Source organism: Nocardia sp. NPDC051756 (assembly GCF_040681495.1).
Taxonomy (GTDB): Bacteria; Actinomycetota; Actinomycetes; order Mycobacteriales; family Mycobacteriaceae; genus Nocardia.
On record NZ_JBFAYV010000004.1, the window covers coordinates 293,972 to 316,368 of the forward strand.

General features: G+C 67.7%; 15 protein-coding genes and 1 tRNA gene. 11 read left to right on the forward strand and 5 right to left on the reverse strand.

Annotated features, from left to right (window positions below; all coding sequences use genetic code 11):
* Nucleotides 1-574: 574 nt before the first annotated feature.
* Both AB0M22_RS18370 and AB0M22_RS18375 read right to left on the reverse strand, forming a co-directional pair.
* Nucleotides 575-651 (reverse strand) — tRNA-Arg (locus AB0M22_RS18370).
* Nucleotides 652-720: 69 nt separating this feature from the next.
* The gene (locus AB0M22_RS18375; protein ID WP_364727766.1) at nucleotides 721-1,107 is read right to left on the reverse strand and encodes a DUF4345 family protein; all 387 of its coding nucleotides are present in this window, start codon (nucleotides 1,105-1,107) and stop codon (nucleotides 721-723) included.
* Between the two features lie 82 nt (nucleotides 1,108-1,189).
* Here AB0M22_RS18375 and AB0M22_RS18380 point away from each other — a divergent pair, with 82 nt between their 5' ends.
* The 7 genes from AB0M22_RS18380 to AB0M22_RS18410 all read left to right on the forward strand — a co-directional run bounded on the left by AB0M22_RS18380 (nucleotide 1,190) and on the right by AB0M22_RS18410 (nucleotide 13,325).
* Complete coding sequence (locus tag AB0M22_RS18380) at nucleotides 1,190-3,223, forward strand: cytochrome c oxidase assembly protein (protein WP_364727768.1); 2,034 nt, start codon at nucleotides 1,190-1,192, stop codon at nucleotides 3,221-3,223.
* Between the two features lie 78 nt (nucleotides 3,224-3,301).
* Nucleotides 3,302-4,267: a serine/threonine dehydratase gene (locus tag AB0M22_RS18385; protein WP_364727770.1), complete on the forward strand. Its 966-nt coding sequence runs from the start codon at nucleotides 3,302-3,304 to the stop codon at nucleotides 4,265-4,267.
* A 198-nt stretch (nucleotides 4,268-4,465) separates the two neighbouring features.
* Nucleotides 4,466-4,957, forward strand: coding sequence for a single-stranded DNA-binding protein (locus tag AB0M22_RS18390; protein ID WP_364727773.1), 492 nt, complete (start codon nucleotides 4,466-4,468; stop codon nucleotides 4,955-4,957).
* Between the two features lie 86 nt (nucleotides 4,958-5,043).
* The gene (gene ettA / locus AB0M22_RS18395; protein ID WP_364727776.1) at nucleotides 5,044-6,720 is read left to right on the forward strand and encodes an energy-dependent translational throttle protein EttA; all 1,677 of its coding nucleotides are present in this window, start codon (nucleotides 5,044-5,046) and stop codon (nucleotides 6,718-6,720) included.
* Between the two features lie 461 nt (nucleotides 6,721-7,181).
* Nucleotides 7,182-12,134 (forward strand): NAD-glutamate dehydrogenase, encoded by a 4,953-nt coding sequence (locus AB0M22_RS18400; RefSeq protein WP_364727778.1) that lies wholly within the window; start codon nucleotides 7,182-7,184, stop codon nucleotides 12,132-12,134.
* A 62-nt stretch (nucleotides 12,135-12,196) separates the two neighbouring features.
* Nucleotides 12,197-12,616, forward strand: coding sequence for a thioesterase family protein (locus tag AB0M22_RS18405; RefSeq protein WP_364729785.1), 420 nt, complete (start codon nucleotides 12,197-12,199; stop codon nucleotides 12,614-12,616).
* A gap of 43 nt (nucleotides 12,617-12,659) precedes the next feature.
* Nucleotides 12,660-13,325, forward strand: coding sequence for a hypothetical protein (locus tag AB0M22_RS18410; protein ID WP_364727780.1), 666 nt, complete (start codon nucleotides 12,660-12,662; stop codon nucleotides 13,323-13,325).
* A gap of 18 nt (nucleotides 13,326-13,343) precedes the next feature.
* On the opposite strand, the gene AB0M22_RS18415 is transcribed toward AB0M22_RS18410, so the two are convergent.
* Both AB0M22_RS18415 and AB0M22_RS18420 read right to left on the reverse strand, forming a co-directional pair.
* Nucleotides 13,344-13,637 (reverse strand): AzlD domain-containing protein, encoded by a 294-nt coding sequence (locus AB0M22_RS18415; RefSeq protein WP_364727783.1) that lies wholly within the window; start codon nucleotides 13,635-13,637, stop codon nucleotides 13,344-13,346.
* 14 nt (nucleotides 13,638-13,651) lie between these two features.
* Nucleotides 13,652-14,395, reverse strand: coding sequence for an AzlC family ABC transporter permease (locus AB0M22_RS18420; RefSeq protein WP_364729787.1), 744 nt, complete (start codon nucleotides 14,393-14,395; stop codon nucleotides 13,652-13,654).
* 78 nt (nucleotides 14,396-14,473) lie between these two features.
* On the opposite strand from AB0M22_RS18420, the gene AB0M22_RS18425 reads away from it, so the two are divergent.
* Nucleotides 14,474-15,043 carry an XRE family transcriptional regulator gene (locus tag AB0M22_RS18425; RefSeq protein WP_364727785.1) on the forward strand — a complete coding sequence of 190 codons (570 nt, stop codon included), beginning with the start codon at nucleotides 14,474-14,476 and terminating at the stop codon, nucleotides 15,041-15,043.
* A 7-nt stretch (nucleotides 15,044-15,050) separates the two neighbouring features.
* On the opposite strand, the gene AB0M22_RS18430 is transcribed toward AB0M22_RS18425, so the two are convergent.
* On the reverse strand, nucleotides 15,051-15,755 hold the full coding sequence (locus tag AB0M22_RS18430; protein ID WP_364727788.1) for an HNH endonuclease: 705 nt from the start codon (nucleotides 15,753-15,755) through the stop codon (nucleotides 15,051-15,053).
* A gap of 232 nt (nucleotides 15,756-15,987) precedes the next feature.
* Here AB0M22_RS18430 and AB0M22_RS18435 point away from each other — a divergent pair, with 232 nt between their 5' ends.
* The 3 genes from AB0M22_RS18435 to AB0M22_RS18445 all read left to right on the forward strand — a co-directional run bounded on the left by AB0M22_RS18435 (nucleotide 15,988) and on the right by AB0M22_RS18445 (nucleotide 21,902).
* Nucleotides 15,988-16,416 (forward strand): globin, encoded by a 429-nt coding sequence (locus tag AB0M22_RS18435; RefSeq protein ID WP_364727791.1) that lies wholly within the window; start codon nucleotides 15,988-15,990, stop codon nucleotides 16,414-16,416.
* A gap of 134 nt (nucleotides 16,417-16,550) precedes the next feature.
* On the forward strand, nucleotides 16,551-18,152 hold the full coding sequence (locus AB0M22_RS18440; RefSeq protein ID WP_364727794.1) for an alpha-amylase family glycosyl hydrolase: 1,602 nt from the start codon (nucleotides 16,551-16,553) through the stop codon (nucleotides 18,150-18,152).
* 1,194 nt (nucleotides 18,153-19,346) lie between these two features.
* Nucleotides 19,347-21,902, forward strand: a complete 2,556-nt coding sequence (locus AB0M22_RS18445) for a hypothetical protein (protein WP_364727796.1) — start codon at nucleotides 19,347-19,349, stop codon at nucleotides 21,900-21,902.
* Nucleotides 21,903-22,397: the final 495 nt, after the last annotated feature.

The window sequence follows — 22,397 nt, forward strand, 5'->3', positions numbered from 1 at the left end:
TCGCTGCTTGGCCTCGTTCGGGTCGGTCCGGGGGATTGGTCGGCGCGGATCTCTGTTCCCCCGTGTTCTTCCACCCGGTTTCAGACCACTGCCGGCCCATCTCTTAGACGATGCGGCCGTCGTTCTCCAGCGCGAGGACCGCGTCACCGGCCGCGGCGATGAGATCGTTGGCGGCACTGTTGCGTACTCCTTGGCCAACGATTCGCCGGCCTCGTCGCTAGCCGGCGATCTTCGTACACTCCGACAGGACACTGATTTGGCATCGAAAGCCGCCGTCAGTGCGGCGCCGAAGCAGAAGTTCCAGCGTTCCGGGGGTGTCGTATTCATAGATGAAAGCTGTTGAGTGCAGACAGGATTCTTTGAGGTCGGAGTCCCGTCTCCTCGGCGGGGCACCATGCAGATGGGAACAGTACCGACCAGCATCTTCGTGGTAGTCGAAGCTGACTTCGCGGGAACCGGCGGTGTATTTCGCGAACAAGCGGCGAGCGAGTTCGTGAACCGAGGATGAGTTTGAGCCCGGATCTGGGTGGGTAACCCCCCTGTGGCGCACTGTTCGTGCAGGCCACAGGGGGTGTGGCGCCCCCGGCAGGAATCGAACCTGCGACCTAGGGATTAGAAGGCCCTTGCTCTATCCAACTGAGCTACGGAGGCAGTGGGTTCCACCATGGCCGACATTGGTCGTGCTGTCCAGCGCGCCAATTATAGCGACCGACCAGATGGCTAGGGGTCTACCGTGACCGCGAGTACGAGCATTGCGGCCATGATCACCTCGAGCACCAGGTAGAACCAAACGGGGAAGAACGCGGACGGGCTTTCGACGAAACCCGACCAGACGCGGCCGGCGGCCATGCCGCCGAGCGCTGCGGCGACCGTCACACAGGCCCCGAATCTCAGGTCGCCGACGTCGGCGGCGGCCAACCCGAGGATCACCGCGATCGCGATGCCGAAGCCGCCGTAGACGGCGCGCACCTCGGCGCGGGCGTCCGCGCGGTCGGCGAGCAACCCGAGCGGGTCGGCGAGTTGGCTGGGCCGCAGCAGCCCATAAACACCCATGGCAGCGAAGAACAACGCCACCAAGGCAATCAACACGATCGAAACGATCGACATTGCACCTCCGTGATCTGCCGACCACCCTATCGGCCCAAACCCGGCGCGGCCACGCGATAACAATCGAACTACGCTCAGTCGTATGTCGTCAGCGCAGGACCCGTCCGCTTCATCTGATCTGGAGGTCACTCGCTCGGCGGCGACATACGCGGTAGTGATCGCGCTCACCGGCGCGATCGCGGCGGTGGTCGCGGCGCTGGTGGTCGGGCTGTCCGCGGCGCAGGCGCTGAGCCTGCTCGGCATTCCGGATCCCGGCGCGCTGACCACCTACGGCCTGCCCGCGGTGCGCGCGCTCGCGGATCTGTCGGCGGCGCTGACGGTCGGTTCGCTGCTGTTCGCCGCGTTCCTGGTGCCACCACAGGCGAATGGGTTGCTCGACGTCGACGGGTATCGCGCGGTGCGCCGAGCCTCCAATTTCGCGCTGATCTGGGCTTGCTGTGCGGCACTGCTCATTCCGCTGACGGTGTCCGACACCACCGGACAGCCGGTTCGCGACACGCTGCGCCCGGAGGCGCTCTGGCGCGCCATCGATCAGATCGAGCTGGCCGGCGCCTGGCGCACCACGGTGCTGTTCGCGCTGATCGTCGCGGTCGGCGCCCGGGTCGCGCTGCGCTGGGGCTGGACCCCGGTGCTGTTCGCCGCGTCCATCGTGACCATGATGCCGCTGGCGCTGACCGGGCACTCGTCCTCCGGCGGCGCGCACGACCTGGCCACCAACAGCCTGATCCTGCACCTGGTTTCGGCCGCGGTATGGGTCGGCGGCCTGTTCGCGCTACTGGCGCACGCACGCCGCGGCGGCGCGCACACCGACCTCGCCGCGCGGCGATTCTCGCTCACCGCGAGCATCGCGTTCGTCACCATCGGGGTCAGCGGTGTGATCAATTCCTGGATCCGGGTGCCGTGGGACGACCTGTTCACCACGACCTACGGCCGGCTGGTCCTGGCCAAGGCCGCCGCGCTGGTGGTCCTCGGCCTGATCGGTTTCGCGCAGCGGCGCGCCGCGCTGCCCGCGCTTGCGGCGAACCCGCGGGATCGGGGCGCGCTGGTCCGGTTCGCCGGGGTCGAGGTGCTGGTCTTCGCGGCGACCATGGGTCTCGCGGTCGGGCTCGGCCGCACCCCGCCGCCACCGCCGACCAGCATCCCGACGGCGGCCGAGGTCGAACTCGGTTACAACCTGGCGGGACCGCCGAATGTCGCACGGCTGCTGTTCGACTGGCGTTTCGATCTGATCTTCGGCACCTTGGCGATCGTGCTCGCCGTGGTGTATCTGCTGGGCGTGCGCAGGCTTCGGGCGCGCGGCGACGCGTGGCCGATCGGGCGGACCATCGCCTGGCTGTCCGGCTGCCTGGTGCTGTTGATCGCCACCTCCTCCGGCGTCGGCCGGTACGCGCCTGCCATGTTCAGCGTGCACATGGGCGCGCACATGGCGTTGTCCATGCTGGCGCCGATCCTGTTCGCGCTCGGCGGCGCGGTGACGCTGGCGTTGCGCGCGCTGCCGCCGGCCGGACGTGCGGGTGCGCCGGGACCGCGCGAGTGGATCCTCGCCGCCGTGCACAATCCGGTGTCGCGCTTCCTGACTCATCCGATCGTGGCGTCGGTCATCTTCGTCGGCGGGTTCTACGCGCTGTACCTCGGCGGGATCTTCGACACCTACGCGGATTCGCACGCGGCGCACCTGATGATGAACGTGCACTTCCTGCTCAGCGGCTACCTGTTCTACTGGGTGGTCATCGGCATCGATCCCAAACCGCGCCAGGTGGAACCGCTGACCAGGCTCGGCATGGTGTTCGGCTCGCTGCCGTTCCACGCCTTCTTCGGCATCGCGCTGATGAGCATGAACACGGTGCTCGGCGGCTGGTTCTACCGCAGCCTCGGCCTGGACTGGAACGGCGACCTGCTCGGCGATCAGCGCACCGGCGGTAGCCTGGCCTGGGCGAGCGGTGAGGTGCCGCTGGTCGTCGTGATGCTGGCCCTGCTCATCCAATGGTCGCGCAGCGATCGGCGGCTGGCCCAGCGCACGGATCGGGCCGCCGACCGCGACCACGACGCCGCCCTCTCCGCGCACAACGCGATGTTCGCGGAGCTGGCAAAACGCGACCGAGGGGTACACAAGTAGGTGAGCGTTCGGTCGGCGCAATGCCTTTGGGCATGAAGTCTCAGGTCATGGTGGAGTCGAGTTGGTCAAGGTGTGGTTGTGAACGAGCGGTCCGTAGTTTTCTCCGAACACAGACCGATCGATCGGATCTACCGATCCGACGTACGGGCCGCGCGTAGGCGCCTGGCCGGGCGGATCCGCAAGACGCCGGTCTTCCACACCTCCGTCGCCGGGCCGAACGGTCCGGTGCCGGTCACGATGAAACTCGAATACCTCCAGTACGGCGGCACATTCAAGGTCCGGGGGAGCTTCAACGCGCTGCTCGAGTCGCCCGCGGGCACCGAGGTGGTCATCGCCTCCGGCGGCAACGCGGGGATCGCCGCCGCGCTGGCGGCCGCGCATCTCGGAAAGTCCTGCACCGTGGTGGTTCCCGAGTCGGCGCCGCACACCAAGGTCGCGGCCATGTGGTCGCACGGCGCCGAGGTGCTCTGGCACGGAACGACTTACGCGGAGGCGCTCGGCTACGCGAACGAGCTCGCCAGGGAGCGAAACGCGGTGCAGCTGCACGCCTACGACCTGCCCGCCATCGTCGCGGGCGCGGGCGTGGTCGGGCTGGAGATCGAGGAGCAGGTGCGCGGGCGGCCGCCGGTGCTGGCCGCGGTCGGCGGCGGCGGGCTGGTCGCGGGGATCGCGGCGGCGATCGGCCGCCGCCAGCAGGTGATCGGGGTCGAGCCGGAGGGCATTCCCACGCTGCACGCGGCGTTGTCGGCGAACCGGCCGGTCGAGGTCGCGGTGTCGAGCATCGCGGCGGAATCCCTGGGCGCCACCAGGATCGGGAACATCGCGATGGACATCGCGCGCCGCTATCAGGTGCGTTCGCTGCTGGTCACCGACGACGCGATCGCGACCGCCAGGGACTATCTGTGGCGCGAGTTCCGCATCGTGGTGGAGTTCGCCGGTGCGGCCGCGCTGGCCGCGGTGCAGAGCGGCGTCTACGTCCCCGCGCCCGACGAGCGCCCGGTGATCGTCCTCTGCGGCGCCAACACCGATCTCTCGGTGCTGTAACCACTTTCGCGCACGCCCTCCGCGAAACTCGCCGGTCGCAAGGAAAGAAGCGCCGGATATCCACATTCCAGAAAGTTGTCCACATTCGCGGATCGAGGCGCCCGATCGCCCCGCGCATCGGTGAGGCTGGAGAGGTCCTCCCGGACGAGCGGAAGTCCCCGGGCATCCGCCGCGGGCCGAATGCGAAGGGGCGTAATCATGTACGAGGCGCACGCGACCGTGATCGGAAATATCGTCAACAATCCGATCAAGCGGGAACTGTCGAACGGCGAGCAGCTGCTGAGTTTCCGGATGGCGAGCAATGCGCGCCGGCTCGACCACAGCACAGGGGAGTGGGTGGAGAGCGGCACCCTGTTCCTCACCGTCAACTGCTGGCGCAAGCTGGTGGCCGGCGTCGAGGCCTCGCTGCGGCGCGGCGATCCGGTCATCGCGTACGGTCAGCTGCGCTCACACGAATACCGCGGCCGGGACGGGATCGAGCGGCGTGACCTGGAGATGCGGGCCAGCGCCGTCGGCCCGGATCTCGGCCGGTGCACGGCGCAGGTGACCAGGTGGTCGCAGATGCGGAATACTGGGGACCGCTTCGGCGCTGAAGTTCAGGTGCCGGCAGGCGACGGGCTGGGGGAGAATGTCGCAGCCGCCTCCACGGCGCCACCCCGAACGACCCACCCCGAGCACGCCGACGCCTGACCTGTGCGGCGGACTCACGGCCGCGCGCCGCGAGGGGTATCCGCCGGTTCTACTCACCGTTTCCGACACCGATAGGCTTCCTCCTTATGGCTGAGTTCATTTACACGATGAAGAAGGTTCGCAAGGCGCACGGTGACAAAGTCGTGCTCGACGATGTCTTCCTGAACTTCCTTCCCGGCGCCAAGATCGGTGTCGTCGGCCCGAACGGCGCGGGTAAATCCAGCGTCCTGAAGATCATGGCGGGACTGGACCAGCCGAACAACGGCGAAGCGTTCCTCGCCACCGGCGCGACGGTCGGCATCCTCATGCAGGAGCCCGCGCTGAACGAGGAGAAGACGGTCCGCGGCAATGTCGAGGAGGGCCTCGGCGAGGTCAAGGTGAAGCTGGACCGCTTCAACGAGATCGCCGAGCTGATGGCCACCGACTACTCCGACGAGCTCATGGACGAGATGGGCAAGCTCCAGGAGTACCTGGATCACGCCGACGCGTGGGACGTCGACTCCCAGTTGGAGCAGGCGATGGACGCCCTGCGCTGCCCGCCGCCGGACGAGCCGGTCACCAACCTCTCCGGTGGTGAGCGCCGCCGCGTCGCGCTGTGCAAGCTGCTGCTGAGCAAGCCCGACCTGCTGCTGCTCGACGAACCGACCAACCACCTCGACGCCGAGAGCGTGCTCTGGCTCGAACAGCACTTGGCCGCGTACGCGGGTGCCGTGCTCGCCGTCACCCACGACCGGTACTTCCTGGACAACGTGGCCCAGTGGATCCTTGAACTCGACCGCGGCCGCGCCTACCCCTACGAGGGCAACTACTCCACCTACCTGGAGAAGAAGGCCCAGCGGCTCGAGGTCCAGGGCAAGAAGGACCAGAAGCTGCAGAAGCGGCTCAAGGACGAACTCGCCTGGGTGCGCTCGGGTGCCAAGGCCCGCCAGGCCAAGAACAAGGCCCGCCTCGGTCGGTACGAGGAGATGGCGGCCGAGGCCGACAAGCACAGGAAGTTGGATTTCGAGGAGATCCAGATTCCCGCGGGTCCGCGCCTGGGCAGCGTGGTGGTCGAGGTCTCGCACCTGGACAAGGGCTTCGGCGATCGTCAGCTGATCAAGGATCTCTCGTTCACGTTGCCGCGCAACGGCATCGTCGGCGTCATCGGCCCGAACGGTGTCGGTAAGACCACGCTGTTCAAGACGATCGTCGGACTGGAGTCGCCGGACAGCGGCGAGGTCAAGGTCGGCGAGACGGTCAAGCTGAGCTACGTCGACCAGAACCGGGCCGGCATCGACCCGAAGAAGAACGTCTGGCAGGTCGTGTCCGAGGGGCTGGACTTCATTCAGGTCGGCAACCAGGAAATGCCGTCGCGCGCCTACGTCAGCGCGTTCGGCTTCAAGGGCCCGGATCAGCAGAAGCCGGCCGGCGTGCTCTCCGGTGGTGAGCGCAACCGGCTGAACCTGGCGCTCACGCTCAAGCAGGGCGGCAACCTGATCCTGCTCGACGAGCCGACCAATGACCTCGACGTGGAGACCCTCGGTTCGCTGGAGAACGCGCTCGAACAGTTCCCCGGCTGCGCCGTGGTCATCTCCCACGATCGCTGGTTCCTGGACCGCACCTGCACGCACATCCTGGCGTGGGAGGGCGACTCCGACAACGACGCCAAGTGGTTCTGGTTCGAGGGCAACTTCGAGGCCTACGAGGCCAACAAGATCGAGCGCCTCGGTCTGGAAGCCGCCCGCCCGCACCGGGTTACGCACCGCAGGCTGACTCGCGACTGACCCGATCGGGGATCGAGTCGTGCCGTCGCGCCCGACCGCACGACTCGATCCCGGTTCGCGCCGAATACCGGACGCCCGTTATGTCTTGTATCCGGCACAATGCCCCTGCACCTGCGCCCCACGGACGTCTCGCATCTGGCTAGTGTGGGACACGTGAATGCGCAGGCACAGTTCGAGCAATCGGCGGTCCCCACCGTCGACCTGGTAGCCGAGCTGAACCGAGGTGCTTCGGCCCCGCTGCCGCCGCAGAAAGACCCTGTCGCGCACACCTGACGTTCGCGCGTCCGAACGATGCTGTGCCGAGATCATTCATCCGAGCTGGGCAATCGCGTGGCGAACACGGCCGTGATGGTGAACACCCCAGGATTGGAAGGGATTTCACCCCCTCGTCTTCCACGCACAGCTACTCTCGGACCGGCGTCGCTTTGTTACGGAACCGAATCCGAGGAGTTGGCGAAAAAATGACGGTCTCGTCCGAATTGTCCAGTGCGGCGTGGGCCGCGAGTTTGCCGCAGGCACTGCGTGGCGAACTTGCGACTCTCGAGGAGGCGTATTTCCGCCACGTCGACGCTGGCGATGTGGACTGCGCGATCACCGGCATCACTCAAATTTTCCGGCGGCACATGGAGTTGGCCATGCACCGCCCGGCGGACCGGGCCTTGGTCCGGGTGTACCACCCGGACGACGGCTCCGGCCTCGGTGCGGCGGTACAGCTCGTCACCGATGACATGCCACTACTTGTCGAGTCGATCACCTCGTCGCTGAGCCGGCTCGGCGTCAGCGTCAGCGAAGTGATCCACCCGATCTTCGAGGTCGAACGCGATGCGGACGGCCTATTGCAACACGCGGGCCCGCACGAGGTGGACGGCGCCAACGGCGCGACCGCGTTGCGCGAGTCCTGGATGCACCTGCAACTGCACCCGGCCACCAGCCGGGCGCTGCTGGCCAAGATCGAATCCGGGATGCCGAACGTGGTCGCCGACGTGCGCCAGGTCATCGGCGACACCGAGTCGATCAAGGACGTGCAGAGCAGGCTGGCCGACGATCTGGAGCTGGCCGCCAAGTCGGGCACCGCGCCGTTCCCGGACACCGACCTGGTCGACACCGCGAACCTGCTGCGCTGGCTGGCCAGCGGTAACTTCACCGTGCTCGGCTACGCGCGCTACCAGCTGAGCGCCGAGCAGGGGCAGGAATCGTCGTCCAACCCGATGCCCGGCACCTGCCTCGGCGTGCTCCGGCCCGACGTCGGCACCGATTTCCGGGTGCCGATCAACGCCGCCGACCGGCCGCTGCTGATGCTCACCCAGGGCCTGGTGCCCGCCACCGTGCACCGCTCGGTGTACCCGTACTTCATCGGCGTCGCCGACTTCGACGACACCGGAACGATTCTCGGCGAGCACCTGTTCATCGGTGTCTTCACCGTGACCGCGGTGCACGAGAACGTGCTGGACATCCCGGTGATCGAGCGCCGGGTGCGCTCGGTGATCGAGGAGTGCGGATTCGACCTGGAGTCGTTCTCCGGGCAGGCGATGCTCGAGGTCATCCAGTCCTTCCCGCGCACCGAGCTGTTCTCTTCCGATTCCGAGACGATGCGCCGGACCGCCCTCGCGGTGCTGAACATCGGCCTGCGCAGGCAGGTCCGGCTGTTCCTGCGCGCGGACGGCTACGGCCGCTTCGTCGCGTGCATGGTCTACCTGCCGCGCGACCGCTACACCACCCGCGTGCGCCTGGAGATGCAGGACATCCTGGTCCGCGAGCTCGGCGGTGTGTCCATCGACTACTCGGCCAGGGTCGGCGAAAGCGACTTGGCCAGTGTGTATTTCACCGTCCGCATGCCTGAGGCCGAGCACGGCGCCCCGCGCTACGCGGCGCCGGCGGCGGACACCTCCGAGGCCAACCGGCTGCGCATCCAGGGCCTGCTCGGCGAGGCCAGCCGGACCTGGGAAGACCTGCTGAACGATGAGGTCAGCACCTCGACCATGCTCGACCCCGCGGTGGTGCAGCGTTACTCCGCGGCGTTCCCGGACGCGTACAAGGAGGACTTCGAGGCAGGCCGCGCGCTCGCCGACATCGTCCGCCTGGAGCACCTGCGCGACGGCGGCATCGATCAGTACCTGTACCGGAATGTGGCCTCCGACCCCGGTTCTTGGCGGTTCTCGCTCTACGTCGCCGGCCCCGGCATCTCGCTGAGCCAGGTGCTGCCGGTGTTGCAGAGCCTCGGCGTCGAGGTGGTCGACGAGCGTCCGTACCAGCTCGAGCTGGAGCCGCAGCCCGGCGGCGACCCGAGCACCGGCGGCGAACGCTGGATCTACGACTTCGGTCTGCTGGCTCGTCCCGAGTTGCTGCGCAGCGCGCTCGACCGGGACCTGGACGCGGAACTGCTGGAGTCGTCCAAGCGGGCGGCGGTGCTGGAGGCCGAGGTTCGCGGCCTGCGCGAGCGGTTCACCGAGGCCTTCGAGGCGGCCTGGTACGGCCGCGCGGAAGCCGACGGTCTCAACGAACTGGTGCTGCGCGCGCGGCTGCCGTGGCGCGCGGTCTCCATCCTGCGCACCTACGCGAAGTACTTGCAGCAGGCCGGTTTCCCGTACAGCCAGGCCAACATCTCCCGGGTGCTGCTCACCTATCCGGATGTGGCGCGGTTGTTCGTCGACCTGTTCGGTGCCCGCTTCGACCCGGACACCGTCTCGGCCGATCACGCCGCCGAGCTCGAGGTCCAGGTTCGTGGCCGCATCGACGACGTGGTCAGCCTGGATGCCGACCGCATCCTGCGCGCCATCCTCAACCTGATCCGGGCGACGCTGCGCACCAACTACTACATCACCGACGCCGAGGGCATGTCGCGTGACTACGTGTCGGTGAAGGTCGAGCCGCGTGAGATCAGCGAATTGCCCAAGCCGCGGCCGCAATTCGAGATCTTCGTGTACTCGCCGCGGGTCGAGGGCGTGCACCTGCGGTTCGGTTCGGTGGCCCGTGGTGGGTTGCGCTGGTCCGACCGTCTGGAGGACTTCCGCACCGAGGTGCTCGGCCTGGTCAAGGCCCAGGCCGTGAAGAACGCGGTGATCGTCCCGGTCGGCGCCAAGGGCGGCTTCGTGGTGAAGCAGCCACCGGCCGCCACCGGCGATCCCGTCGCGGATCGGCAGGCGCTCGGCGCCGAAGGCGTCAGCTGCTACCGCACCTTCATCTCCGGCCTGCTCGATATCACCGACAACGTAGATCGCGCGACCGGCAAGGTGCTGCCGCCCGCCCGGGTGGTGCGCCGCGACGGCGACGACACCTACCTGGTGGTCGCCGCGGACAAGGGCACCGCGACGTTCTCCGATATCGCCAACGACGTGGCCAAGCGCTACGGCTTCTGGCTCGGCGACGCGTTCGCCTCGGGCGGCTCGGCCGGCTACGACCACAAGGCGATGGGCATCACCGCCAAGGGTGCCTGGGAGAGCGTCAAGCGCCACTTCCAGGAAATGGACATCGACACCCAGACCCAGGATTTCACCGTCGTCGGCATCGGGGACATGAGCGGTGACGTCTTCGGCAACGGCATGCTGCTCTCCGAGCACATCCGCCTGCTCGCGGCGTTCGACCACCGGCACATCTTCCTGGATCCGAACCCGGACACCGCGGCCTCCTACGCCGAGCGGCAGCGGATGTTCGCGCTGCCCCGCTCGTCCTGGGCGGACTACGACGCTTCGCTGATCAGCAAGGGCGGCGGCGTCTACGACCGCACGGTCAAGTCGGTCCCGATCAGCCCCGAGGCCCGAAAGGCGTTGGGCCTGGCCGACGGCGTCGAATCGCTGTCCCCGCCGGAGCTGGTGCGGGCGATCCTGCTCGCGCCCGCGCAACTGCTGTGGAACGGCGGCATCGGCACCTACATCAAGGCCAGCACCGAGGTGAACGGCGAGGTCGGCGACAAGTCCAACGACCCGGTCCGGGTCAACGGAAACCAGTTGCGGGTCAACGTGATCGGCGAGGGCGGCAACCTGGGCGCGACGGCGCTCGGCCGCATCGAGTTCTGCCGCAGCGGCGGCAAGATGAACACCGACGCCCTGGACAACTCGGCCGGCGTGGACTGCTCCGACCACGAGGTCAACATCAAGGTGCTGCTCGACGGCGTGGTCAGCGCGGGCCAGCTGGCCGAGCCGGACCGCAACCCGCTGCTCGCCTCGATGACCGATGAGGTCGCGCAGATGGTGCTGGAAGACAATGTGGCGCAGAACTTCCTGATGGGCATGTCCCGCACCGACGCGCCGCAGATGCTGAACGTGCACATGCGGCTCATCGATGATCTGGAAGCGCGCCGCGGCCTCGACCGTGAGCTGGAGGCGTTGCCCTCGGACGCGCAGTTGCAGCGCATGCTCGATGAGGGCGCGGGCCTGAGTTCCCCGGAACTGGCCAATCTCATGGCGCACGTGAAGCTTTCGCTCAAGGCCGACCTGCTCGACGGGGATCTGCCGGACAGCCCGTTCTTCGTCACCCGGCTGCCCGACTACTTCCCGACGCCGCTGCGCGACCGGTTCGGCGCCGCGATCAAGAAGCACCGGCTGCGCCGGGAGATTCTCACCACGATGATCGTGAACGAGATGGTCGACTACGGCGGCATCACCTACGCACACCGGTTGAGCGAGGAGACCGGCGCGACGGCCACCGATTCGGTGCGCGCGTTCGCGGCGGCCACCGAGATCTTCGGCCTGCCGGAGATGTGGGCGCGGATCCGCGCGGCCGACGCCGCCACCGCGGTGCGCGACCTGCTGGAACTGGAAACCAAGCGGACCCTGGACCGGGCCTCACGCTGGTTCCTGAGCAACCGGCCGCAGCCGATCGCGGTCGGCGCGGAGATCAACCGGTACTGCCAGGACGTGCAGGCGCTGGCGCCGAAGGTGCCGGGCTGGCTGCGCGGACATCACGTCGCGACGCTCACCGATCAGTCGGCCGAGCTCATCGCCCGCGGTGCGCCGACCGACCTGGCCACCGAGGTGTTCGGGCTGCTCAACCTGTTCCCGCTGCTCGACATCGTGGACATCGCCGACATCACCGATCGCGACGGCGACGAGGTGGGCGCGCTGTACTACGCGCTCAACGAGCACCTCAAGATCGACTGGCTGCTCCAGGCGGTCAGCCACCTCGAACGGGGCGATCGCTGGCACTCGCTGGCCCGGCTCGCGCTGCGCGACGACATGTACTCCTCGCTGCGCTCGCTGACCCTCGACGTGCTCTCCGCCGGTGACCCGGAGGAAAGCGCGGACGAGAAGATTGCATACTGGGAGTCGAAGAACCAGTCCCGGCTCGGGCGTGCCCGAGCCGCGCTGTCGGAGTTGTTCGAATCCGGCACCCACGATCTCGCCACGCTGTCGGTGGCCGCGCGCCAAGTGCGAAGCATGGTGAGCGGGGTGGGCGCCCAATCGGAGGTACCACGTTGACGAGCTCGTTGAACGGTAACGGGAAGGCGCCGAGTGTCGAAGACGCCTCGGGCAGCAAAGTTGTGCTGCCCAAGCGTTTTCACACCCAGGTAGAGGTCAGATGGTCGGACATGGATGCTTTTCAGCATGTGAACCATGCCCGCATGGTGACCCTGCTGGAAGAGGCGCGCATCCCGTGGTTGCTGGAGCCGGGCCGGCCGACCGCCGCGCTCGGGACCGGCTGCGTGCTGGCCGATCTGCGGGTGCGTTACCGCGGTCAGCTCCGGCACGAGGACACACCGCTCGACATCGCGATGTGGATCCAGCAGCTGCGGGCGGTCGATTTCACCATCGGCTACGAGGTGCGGGCCGCGGGTGCGGCACCGGACTCGCCTGCCGCGGTGATCGCCTCCACCCAGATCGCCGCGTTCGACATGAGTGCGCAGCGGTTGCGCCGGCTCACCGATGCCGAACGCGACTATCTCGCCGAGTGGCTGGACTGATCCACATCGATAGCAGTTGGTCGAGAACGGCAGCACAGCCGTGATGGCAGAACAACGCGTAGTGCACGTGTCCGATCCGGCGGAGCGAGAGAACCTCGCGACGTTCCTGACTCGGGCGGTGCGGCTGGACCCCGCGGCGGTGGTACGTCTCCGCCGCCGCGGGGAGCAGTACGTCTCCGCCTGGGTGGCAACGGGTTTCGAGACGCTCGCGGTCCGCACCATCGTCGGTGAGCTCGGCGTCGACGACGTCACCGTCGGCGCCGACATGGTGCTGGCCGGGCTCGGCTCCGGTCTGCCCATCGATCTCGGATATTCGATGGATTCGGCGTGGCGGGGCGCGCTGCCGCCGGTGGACGGTTTCGCGCACATCGACGACGTGCCCGCCCGCACCCTGGTCGAACTCGCCGAGCAGGGCGCGCAATTGGCCAAGGAACACGGCAGCAGCCACGGCCCGCCCGTGTCCCTGCTCGACCAGACGGTGCTCACGGTTTCCGGCGCCGACACCCAGGTGCAGGTTCCGATGCGCGTCGTCTTCGCCCTCACCGCAATGGATTTCATCCCGCACTCCGGGGACAAGGCCGACTCCCGCCGCATCCTCGCCACCGAGATCGTCCGCGTCCGCGCCACCAAAACCTGGCTGCGCATCGACGCCCGCTACGGTTCGGTCGCCCGCAGACTGGGCGGCGGCATCTCCCTCTCCCCGAGCTGACGCTGTCGCGGATTCGGGCTAGTGCAGGCCGAGCAGACGCAACAGGGCGGTGGTTGCCGCGGCGGCCAGGATGACCACGAGGATAGGTTGTTTACGCCAGGCCAGCACACCGGCGACGAGAACCCCAGCGGGAAGGGCGAATCCGAATTCGCCGGAGGCGGTCGGCAGTGTGGTCACCGCGACCAACGCGGCGAGCAGGACGGTGGCACCGACTTCGAGGAGGCGAATTGCGCGGGCGGGGAAGCGGATTCGGTCGCGTAGCGCCGGACCGGACCAGCGGAACGCGTAGGTTCCCAACGTGAGGGCGATCATGCTTGCAGCCAATATCATTCGGTACCTGATTCACGCGTGATTTGATCCGGGCTCGTAACTTCCACTGGCGCAGGTGGTTCCGTGCCGGATGCCTGTTTGTCCCGTCCCACGCAGAGCAATCCTGAAAGTGCAACCAGCACAGGCATTCCCGCGGGTAGGAACGGTGCGCTCGCCACCGCCACGGCGGCACCGGCCAGCGCTGCGCGCAGCGTGGCCAGGTCCCGCAACGCCGGAATGATCAGCGCGAGCAGCACCGCCGGGAACACCGCGTCCAGACCGAATGCTGAGGTGTCCGGCACGAAGGTTCCGATCAACGCGCCGAGTGCGGCGCCGCCGGGCCAGGCGAGCAGAATGCCGAAACCGCTCGCCCAGTACGCGGCTCGTTTGCGTTCGGCAGAAGACTGGGCCAGCGCCATTGCCACCGACTCGTCGTTCATCAGGTGCACACCGAGGAGTCGCCGCCACCCGGTCCCGACCGCATCCGGTACCGACAGCCCGTACGGCAGGTGCCGGGCATTCACCACCAGTCCGGCCAGCAGTGCCGCGATCGGACTGCCGCCTGCCGCGATGATCCCGATGAACAAGAACTCCGAACCCGCGGCGAGCACTGCGATGCCGAGCACGATGGGGAGCCACGGGGGAAGCCCGGTGGTCACCGCGGTCGCCCCGTAGGACACCCCGATCACCATCACCGCCAGGCACACCGCCACGATTCCCGAGAACGTGTCCCGTCCGAGTGTTCGCCATATCGAACGCATGTATCTTATAGTGAACACCGAAACCGCATCCGTCAACGGAGTTCCGTTGATCGGCTCACCGAACGCGGGGGAGGACAAGTGGCACAGCAGGACTCGCCGACGGGCACGCCTCAGGCGGTGATCGCGGCTGCCTTGCGCCGGGAACGCACGCGCGCCGGTCTCTCGCTCACCGAGGTTGCGCACCGCGCGGGCATCGCGAAATCGACCCTCTCCCAACTGGAATCGGGCACCGGCAACCCGAGCCTGGAAACTCTCTGGGCCCTGTGCGTCGCCCTGGACATGCCGTTCTCCGGCCTGCTAGACCCGCCGCGCCCGTCGGTTCGGCTGATCCGCGCGGGGGACGGCCCGGTCGTCGCCGCGGCGGAATCCGACTACCGCGCGACCCTGCTGGCCGCCAGCCCGCCGAACTCGCGCCGCGACCTGTTCCGGATCACCGCCGAACCGGGCCAGGCCCGGCTGTCCGAGCCGCACATCCCCGGCGTCTTCGAGCACGTCCTGCTGGCGAGCGGGCGCGCGAAGGTCGGCCTGATCGACGAACCCGTCGAACTGGGCCCGGGCGACTACATCTCCTACCCGGGCGATCTGCCGCACGTCTTCGAGGCGCTGGCGCCGGGGACGTGGGCGACCTTTGTGATCGAATACACCTGACCTGGTGTCAGGCGGCCCCTTCACCGAGGTACTGCAACCACACCGGGTCCAGGTCGGCCGTCGTGGACAGCAGCCGCCAGTGCGGACCCTTCGGCGAGACCAGCGGCGAGCGCAGGGTCCAGCCCAATTCGCTCAGCATCTTGTCCGCCTTGCGGTGGTTGCACGGCGCGCAGCTGGCGACGCAGTTCTCCCAGGAGTGTTCGCCGCCGCGGCTGCGCGGGATGACGTGGTCGATGGTTTCCGCCTTGCCACCGCAGTAGCCGCAGCGATAGCGGTCACGGTGCATGAGGGCGGCGCGGGTCATCGGGACGCGGGCCCGATAGGGAACGTGCACGTAGGTGCGCAGGCGGATCACCGAGGGAATGGCGACGGCGGCTTCGGCGGAGTGGACTACCGGGCCTTCGGCGTCACCGTGGACGGTGTCGGCTTTGTCGCAGATGAGCAGGACGATCGCGCGGCGCGCGGACAGGGCGGTAAGCGGCTCGTAGGTGGCATTCAGGAGCAGCACCCGGCGCTTCAACCAGCTCGGAGTCTCACTGGGCGGCGATGCTGAGCGGTGCGCATGGTCGGGATGACCGTGATGCGCGCCCGGATAATGATCGGACAAGATATGCAGCGGAGTAGCCCCCGAGCCACGATTGTGGACGTCGGCGGGCTGGAGTTGTCGGTGTGTGCGCGCCTCGTGCGATCTGGCGCTGTGCCGCTGCTTCATCTGGACCTCAATTTCATGATTGGCAGGATCATGCTGTTAGCTCGGCAGAGATTGCCACCCAGTTGACCATGGAACGACGGCTATTGCACGGTGATTTTCAACAATGTCCGGTTAACTGTGGCTGAAGAGCCGCCGGTCCGCGATTTGCCGCCCCGGAAAACCGCCGTGTGGGCTGTCGATGCCGGGCACGGGCACAATGGACAACGGCGCATCCAGCGAATCGAGAGGGTCTATGACTTCGGGCGAGCAGACAGCAGCGGCATCGGCGGAACAGACGCCGGCGTCGTTCTATGACGCGGTCGGCGGCGCGGAAACGTTCCGGCGGATTGTCGCGGCGTTCTATCGCGAGGTGGCGACCGACGAGGTGCTGCGCCCGCTCTACCCCGAGGAAGATCTGGGCCCGGCCGAGCGCAGGCTGCGCATGTTCCTAGAGCAGTACTGGGGCGGCCCGCGCACCTACGGTGAGGAGCGCGGCCACCCGCGGCTGCGGATGCGGCACAACCCGTTCGTCATCGGTCCGATCGAGCGCGACGCGTGGTTGCGATGCATGCGAATCGCCGTAGCGGAGATCGAGCCGGAGCTGCTCGACGACGAACATCGCAAGGCTCTGCTGGACTACCTGGAGATGGCGGCGAATTCGCTGATGAACGCGCCCTGGTGAGGGCGTTTCGGTCGAGAACCGAGACGGGCCGAGGGTTTTCGGCGCGTCCCGGCGGACGCTGGCGATTTGCCCAAAGTTGAGATCGGTGCTCCGCCTAAGGGTTTTTGCCGCAAAACTTTGGCACTATTACGTCTGTGACTGATACACCCGCCGTAGCGGTGCCGGTGGATCGCACCACGCAACCATGGTGGCGGTCGGCCGTGTTCTACCAGGTTTATCCCAGATCCTTCGCGGATTCCGACGGCGACGGAGTCGGTGATCTCGGGGGCGTCCGCGAGAAGCTCGGCTATCTCGAGCTGCTCGGCATCGACGCACTGTGGGTGTGTCCGGTGATGACCTCGCCGATGGCCGACGGTGGCTACGACGTCGCCGATCCCCGCGACATCGACCCGCTCTTCGGCGGACTCGCCGCGATGGACGAGCTGATCGCCGAGGCGCACTACCGGCACATCAAGATCACCATGGATTTGGTGCCGAACCACACCAGCAGCGAACATCCCTGGTTCCTCGCCGCACTCGAGGCCGGACCGGGCAGCCCGGAACGCGCCCGCTACCTCTTCCGCGATGGCCGCGGCCCCCATGGCGACACGCCACCGAACAACTGGCCGAGCATCTTCGGCGGCCCGGCCTGGACCCGGGTCACCGAGCCCGACGGCACGCCGGGTCAGTGGTACCTGCACATCTTCGCCCCCGAACAACCCGACCTGAACTGGGAAAACCCCGAGGTCGCCGCCGATTTCGAGAAGACCCTGCGGTTCTGGCTCGATCGCGGCGTGGACGGCTTCCGCCTCGACGTCGCGCACGGCATGGCCAAACCGGCCGGCCTACCGGACATGGCGGTGGTCAAGACCGCGCTGCTCGCCAACGACGACGACGATCCGCGGTTCAACAATCCCGGCGTGCACGAGATCCACCGCCGCATCCGCAAGGTGCTCGACGACTACCCGGACGCGGTGTCGATCGGCGAGGTGTGGGTCGACGACAACGTGCGCTTCGGCGAGTACCTGCGCCCCGACGAGCTGCACCTGGCCTTCAATTTCCGGCTGGCCAAGACCGACTTCGACGCCGACGACGTGCGCGCGGCGATCGACAACTCGCTCGCCGCGGTCGCGCCGGTTGCCGCCTCACCCACCTGGACGCTGTCCAACCACGACATCGAGCGCGAAGTCACCCGCTACGGCGGCGGCACGGTCGGCGCGGCCAGGGCCCGGGCGATGATGATGCTCGAGCTCGCCCTGCCCGGCTCGGTCTTCATTTACAACGGCGCCGAATTGGGCCTGCCCAACGTGGACGACCTGCCCGACGCGGTCCTCCAGGACCCCACCTGGGAGCGTTCCGGGCACACCGAGCGCGGCCGGGACGGCTGCCGGGTGCCGTTGCCCTGGGAGGGCGCCACGCCGCCGTTCGGCTTCACCACCGGACAGCCCTGGCTGCCGATGCCGGCCGACTGGGCGGGCTACACCGTCGAGGCGCAACTCGAGGAACTCGGCTCGACCCTCTCGCTCTACCGGATGGCCATCGAATTGCGCGGCCTGCGACCGGAATTCAGCGGGGACCGGATCGAGTGGTACGGGAGCCCGCCCGGCTGTCTGGCCTTCCGCCGGGAGGGTGGACTGGTCTGCGTGCTGAACGCGTCGCAGGCGCCCACCCAGCTGCCGCCGGGGGACGTGCTGCTGGCCAGCGCGCCGCTGGACGGGGGCCAGCTCCCGCCGAATACGGCCGCCTGGTTGGTCTAGATCGCATCGGTCCGGAATCGAGGACGCCGCGGTATTCGCCCGATTGAGTTTGCATTTGTCGCGTGAGAATGCATTTGCAATTTCAATAGTATTGCGCCGCAATGGGTTTGTTGGATTCCAAAACGCGGGTACGTGGAGTCCAACGAACTTCGTTGCGGTAGCACAGCGTTCGGCGTATGGGCAGCTCGTGACGTGTTTTGGACTGCCGTACCCCTCAGTTGGACGCGAATCGCGCTCAGTGAAAGCGGCTGTGGGTCAATAGGACTGGATATGGACGGTCCGGCCGTGGAAGAATCGGCGACGCCTTCGGCTGAATAATGGAGGCGTCGTCGCCCGCACGCCGTCAGGGCTCGCGCGGTGGCATCCGTGAACCACTGCGTGGAGTCCGTGACGCACGAAGATCGCCTCGCTCGACCGGTGCATCGTGGCCCGCCGAACTCCTTGCCGGACTGGAGGAGTGCTCGTGACGATCGATGGACGGCTACCCGCGAATCCTGCTCGGCGCGATCGTGGATCGCTGAGTTGTTGCGGCGGTTGATCTTTCGCCCCGAATCGGTGCGCACCGCATAGGCTGCTGCCGGCCGGTTCCGGACCGATTGCACGATGCGCATCGCCGCGGATGCGGTTCGCCGCGCCGATGTTCGCGTCGACCCGCAACAGATCCGTCCATTCGGACCGTTTCGGTTGATTCGAGCCTGCGTTCAGGGGCCTTGCACTTGCGCCTAAGTCGCTGGTGGACGGGATTTTTGGTGGTCAGCGCGCTGAGCGCGCCAGGCATAGTTACACATTTGTGATTTTTGCTCGCGAAGGGTGGCCGTAACTGTGACGGAGTGGCAAACTTGGTGCTGCCCCCGGTGCAGTGGGGAGCCGCGCTCGGCATTGCCGGCTGATTGCGCGCGAGCGTTGCGGCGGTCCCGAATTGAGCTGCACCTACAAAGCTTTGGGGTTCGCGAGGCACGCGATGTTTGTCGGGCAGGAACTCATCTCGTGGTGGATCCGGACCCAGCGGCACCGGTCGGCATGACCGGCGCGCAGCATCGCGGCCCGCGGATTCCTCCGTTCCATAGGTTGAGGAGTTGACGTGACCGGTCTTGTCGTGCCGGAATGCCCGCACCGCCCGCGCGCCTGGCGCGATGCGGAAGTCGACGGCGCGCTATCTGTGAATCCGGGTGTCACTGACCACTTTTCGACGCATTGAGCGCCGAGTGGGCGTCGCTCGGCGCCGCGCTCGGACTCACGCTGGACCTCGACACGGCCGCCTACGCCGAGCTGCGCGCCGAGTTCCTCGCGATGACCGCCGCGGCCCGGCGCGCCTCGGGGCTGTCCACGGCGGTCGTGGTGACACGTTGCGCCGGTCGCCCCGGCAAGCAGACCGTGTACAACTACGCTGGCGGCTCGGGGTACCTGAGCTTCCCGAAACCGGATCTGCTGCAACGGTATTTGGAAAGCTGCGACCTCCCCGCGGACCAGGTGCGGTTCGCGGTCGACCGCTGCGCGCAGATCAGGCGCAAGCACCCGGAGGCGGGTAAGCCTGGTCCGCGCAAAGTGCAGCAGCCCCTGATCGAGGAGCGCGGCGCCGCCGGACTGGAGCGGTCCGCGGGGACCGATCTGCCGGGCGGTAGTCGTCTGCCGAGCATCGACGTGCCGGGCGACGGCGACCTGCCGCACGCCGACGTGCCGAGTGTTCGGGACCTACCGCACACCGACGTGCCGAGTGTTCGCGGCCTGCCGCACGCCGACCTGCCGAGTGTTCGCGGCCTGCCGGGCGTTGGCCTGCCGCTGTCCGCGCAATCGGGTGGCTGGGCAGGCCGGTGGCGTGGCCTGGTGCGATTGGTCGCGCCGAGAAAGATCGTCGCGGCCGTGGACGGCGCCGGTGAGCCGCGCTTCGTCACGCCGTTGCCGTCGACCTGGTACGGGTCGCGCGCGGCCGAACCATGGCAGCCGAGCAGGCACGCGCCGACCGGCGCTCCGTCGCACGACGGTGCCGATCGACGGTGGGTGGGCAGCGAGCTGCGCGACTCCGGCGTCCGCGTCACCCCGGGACGGCTGGCGTTGCGGATCGTCCGGGCCGAGCTCGAAAACGCTTGGCCGCAAGACGAATGCAACGCGATGGGCCTGGTGCGCAAGGCCTACGGCACCCTGGGCATCGCCTTGCACACGCGCGCGGGCGAGGAGTCCGGCGTGCCCGTGCCGCTCGAGCAGGCCGCACCCGGTGACATCCTCACCCTGGTCGACGGCCGCAAAGGCCTGTACGCCGGCGGCGGCTGGGCGCTGCTGCTCGCGCCCGCGGTCGACGGGGCGAACCTGCATGGCATCCGGCATGACCAAGTCGCCACGGCACACCGCATCAACTGGGAGTCGGTGCCGCTCACGAGCCGGCCGCTGGGCTGGGGTGGCGTGTGGCCGAACGTCGATTGGGTCGTGCTGAGCGGCCGCCCGGCACCGATGAGCTCGGTGAGTATCGCGCCCGTTGCCGCCGACGCCGTGCCACGCTACGCCGATGTTGGCCAGCGGCAGGCCGACGGTGGGCACGGTCCGGCGTTGACGGTGGCCGCAGGTGAGCTGCCTATTTCGACCGAGGCGATCGTCGCCCGGGACGGGCCGGCCGACGGTGGGCACGGTCCGGCGTCGACGGTGGCCGCAGGTGAGTTGCCTACTTGGACCGAAGCGACCCTTGCCCGGTGCGGGCAGGCCGACCGTAGGCACCGTCCGGGTTCGACCGTGGCGACAGGTGAGTTGCCTATTTCGACCGAAGCGATCGTTGGCCGGTACGGGGAGGCCGACGGTGGGCACGGTCCGGCGTCGACGGTGGCCGCAGGTGAGTTGCCTATTTCGACCGAAGCGATCGTTGCCCGGTACGGGGAGGCCGATGGTGGGCACCTTCCGGCGTTGACCGTGGCCGCAGGTGAGCTGCCCGCCTCGACCGAAGCGGTCGTCGCCCGGTACGAGCAGTTGGTGCATGCGGTGAGCGAGCAGGTCGAGGCCGCCGGGCAGGCGGCGGAACCGGGTCTGGCGGCGCTGCGGGCGATCGACGGGCTGGCGTTTCCGCACATGGGCGCGCAGGCCTGGCTGATTCGCGAGGCGTTCAAGGCCGTCGATCTGCCACTGCCGGAACGCATCCGGTTCGAGTTGCCGATCATGGCGGTCGCCTTGCGGCATCTGGATCTGTGCCCGGGCGACATCGTGTTCACCGAGTCCGGCGTGCTGGGCTTCTACGGCGAGCAGGGTGAGCTGATCTATCTGGGGCCCGCGGGCACCCCGGCCACCAGTGCGTTGCCACCCGCGTTGTACGCGGCGGCGTGGCGGGTGACCGCCGTCCCCGCACACAGCGGCTACGGGCTGACCAGCAAGGTGGAGATGGTCGAGCACGACGGGGCGGGGCGTCTCGTGCGGATCTATCGGGCGGGGGAGCGGCGCAGCGGCCGCCATCGCCGGTGTCCGGAAACGCGCGAGGTGGTGGCGATGGTGATCAAGGCGATCGAGCGGGCGCAAGAGTGCGCGGTACCGGTGTCGCTGACCGGGCAACAGTTGTTCACTGCGGCCGTAGTCCGGGGTGGCGCCGAGTTCTCGTCGCCGGTGACCGAGTGGGATCCGGTGCACGAGCCGGCGTATCCCCGCGACACTCGGCTGACGACGGTGCAGGCCGCGCTCCCCGGAAGTTCCGCGACCGCCGCGCAGCAGTTGATGGCCAGGCTGGCGACGGCGCCCGCGTCCCGCTGGAGCAGGCGTCCGCGGCCCGGCGTCGCCTAGGCGACGCCGGGCAATACCTCGCCCACGGGAATTATCCGATCGAAATACTTTCATTCGAGTGTTTTCGCGTGTCCGCGGTACTGCCGTATTCGAGTCCAATTCATTGCCTATCGGCGACGCTGAATTAGTCCAAACATTTACGGACCGCGCAGTCTGGTATTGGATTCAGGTCGAATCGCTGGAGTGGACCTCCGCCTGCGGACGGCGGTCCAGCCAATTCTCGGTCACATTCCCTGCGTGTGAGTCCGGAGTGAGTCGATGCTGCGTAGATCCGGGCGCTCAACTCGTTCATCAGTCAACCATGCGCCCGTGGCCGGGACAACCCCGACAAGTGGCCTAATAGGGGTTATTTGGTCGTGCCCGATTCGGATCCAATTTCCAAATATGCAGGTAGGCGCGGGTTTTGGTGGATTCCAATGATCCTGGCCAGAGCCCCGGATCTGGACCGTAGGGGCCAGTTGGAATTCGTATTAGGAATTCCAAACATTCGTTCAT

Coding starts and splice junctions, on each gene's coding strand:
- AB0M22_RS18380 (WP_364727768.1), top strand. CDS start 1,190: ATGTCGTCAGCGCAGGACCCGTCCGCTTCATCTGATCTGGAGGTCACT.
- AB0M22_RS18400 (WP_364727778.1), top strand. CDS start 7,182: ATGACGGTCTCGTCCGAATTGTCCAGTGCGGCGTGGGCCGCGAGTTTG.
- AB0M22_RS18420 (WP_364729787.1), bottom strand. CDS start 14,395: ATGCGTTCGATATGGCGAACACTCGGACGGGACACGTTCTCGGGAATC.
- AB0M22_RS18390 (WP_364727773.1), top strand. CDS start 4,466: ATGTACGAGGCGCACGCGACCGTGATCGGAAATATCGTCAACAATCCG.
- AB0M22_RS18375 (WP_364727766.1), bottom strand. CDS start 1,107: ATGTCGATCGTTTCGATCGTGTTGATTGCCTTGGTGGCGTTGTTCTTC.
- AB0M22_RS18410 (WP_364727780.1), top strand. CDS start 12,660: ATGGCAGAACAACGCGTAGTGCACGTGTCCGATCCGGCGGAGCGAGAG.
- ettA (WP_364727776.1), top strand. CDS start 5,044: ATGGCTGAGTTCATTTACACGATGAAGAAGGTTCGCAAGGCGCACGGT.
- AB0M22_RS18430 (WP_364727788.1), bottom strand. CDS start 15,755: ATGAAGCAGCGGCACAGCGCCAGATCGCACGAGGCGCGCACACACCGA.
- AB0M22_RS18415 (WP_364727783.1), bottom strand. CDS start 13,637: ATGATCGCCCTCACGTTGGGAACCTACGCGTTCCGCTGGTCCGGTCCG.
- AB0M22_RS18435 (WP_364727791.1), top strand. CDS start 15,988: ATGACTTCGGGCGAGCAGACAGCAGCGGCATCGGCGGAACAGACGCCG.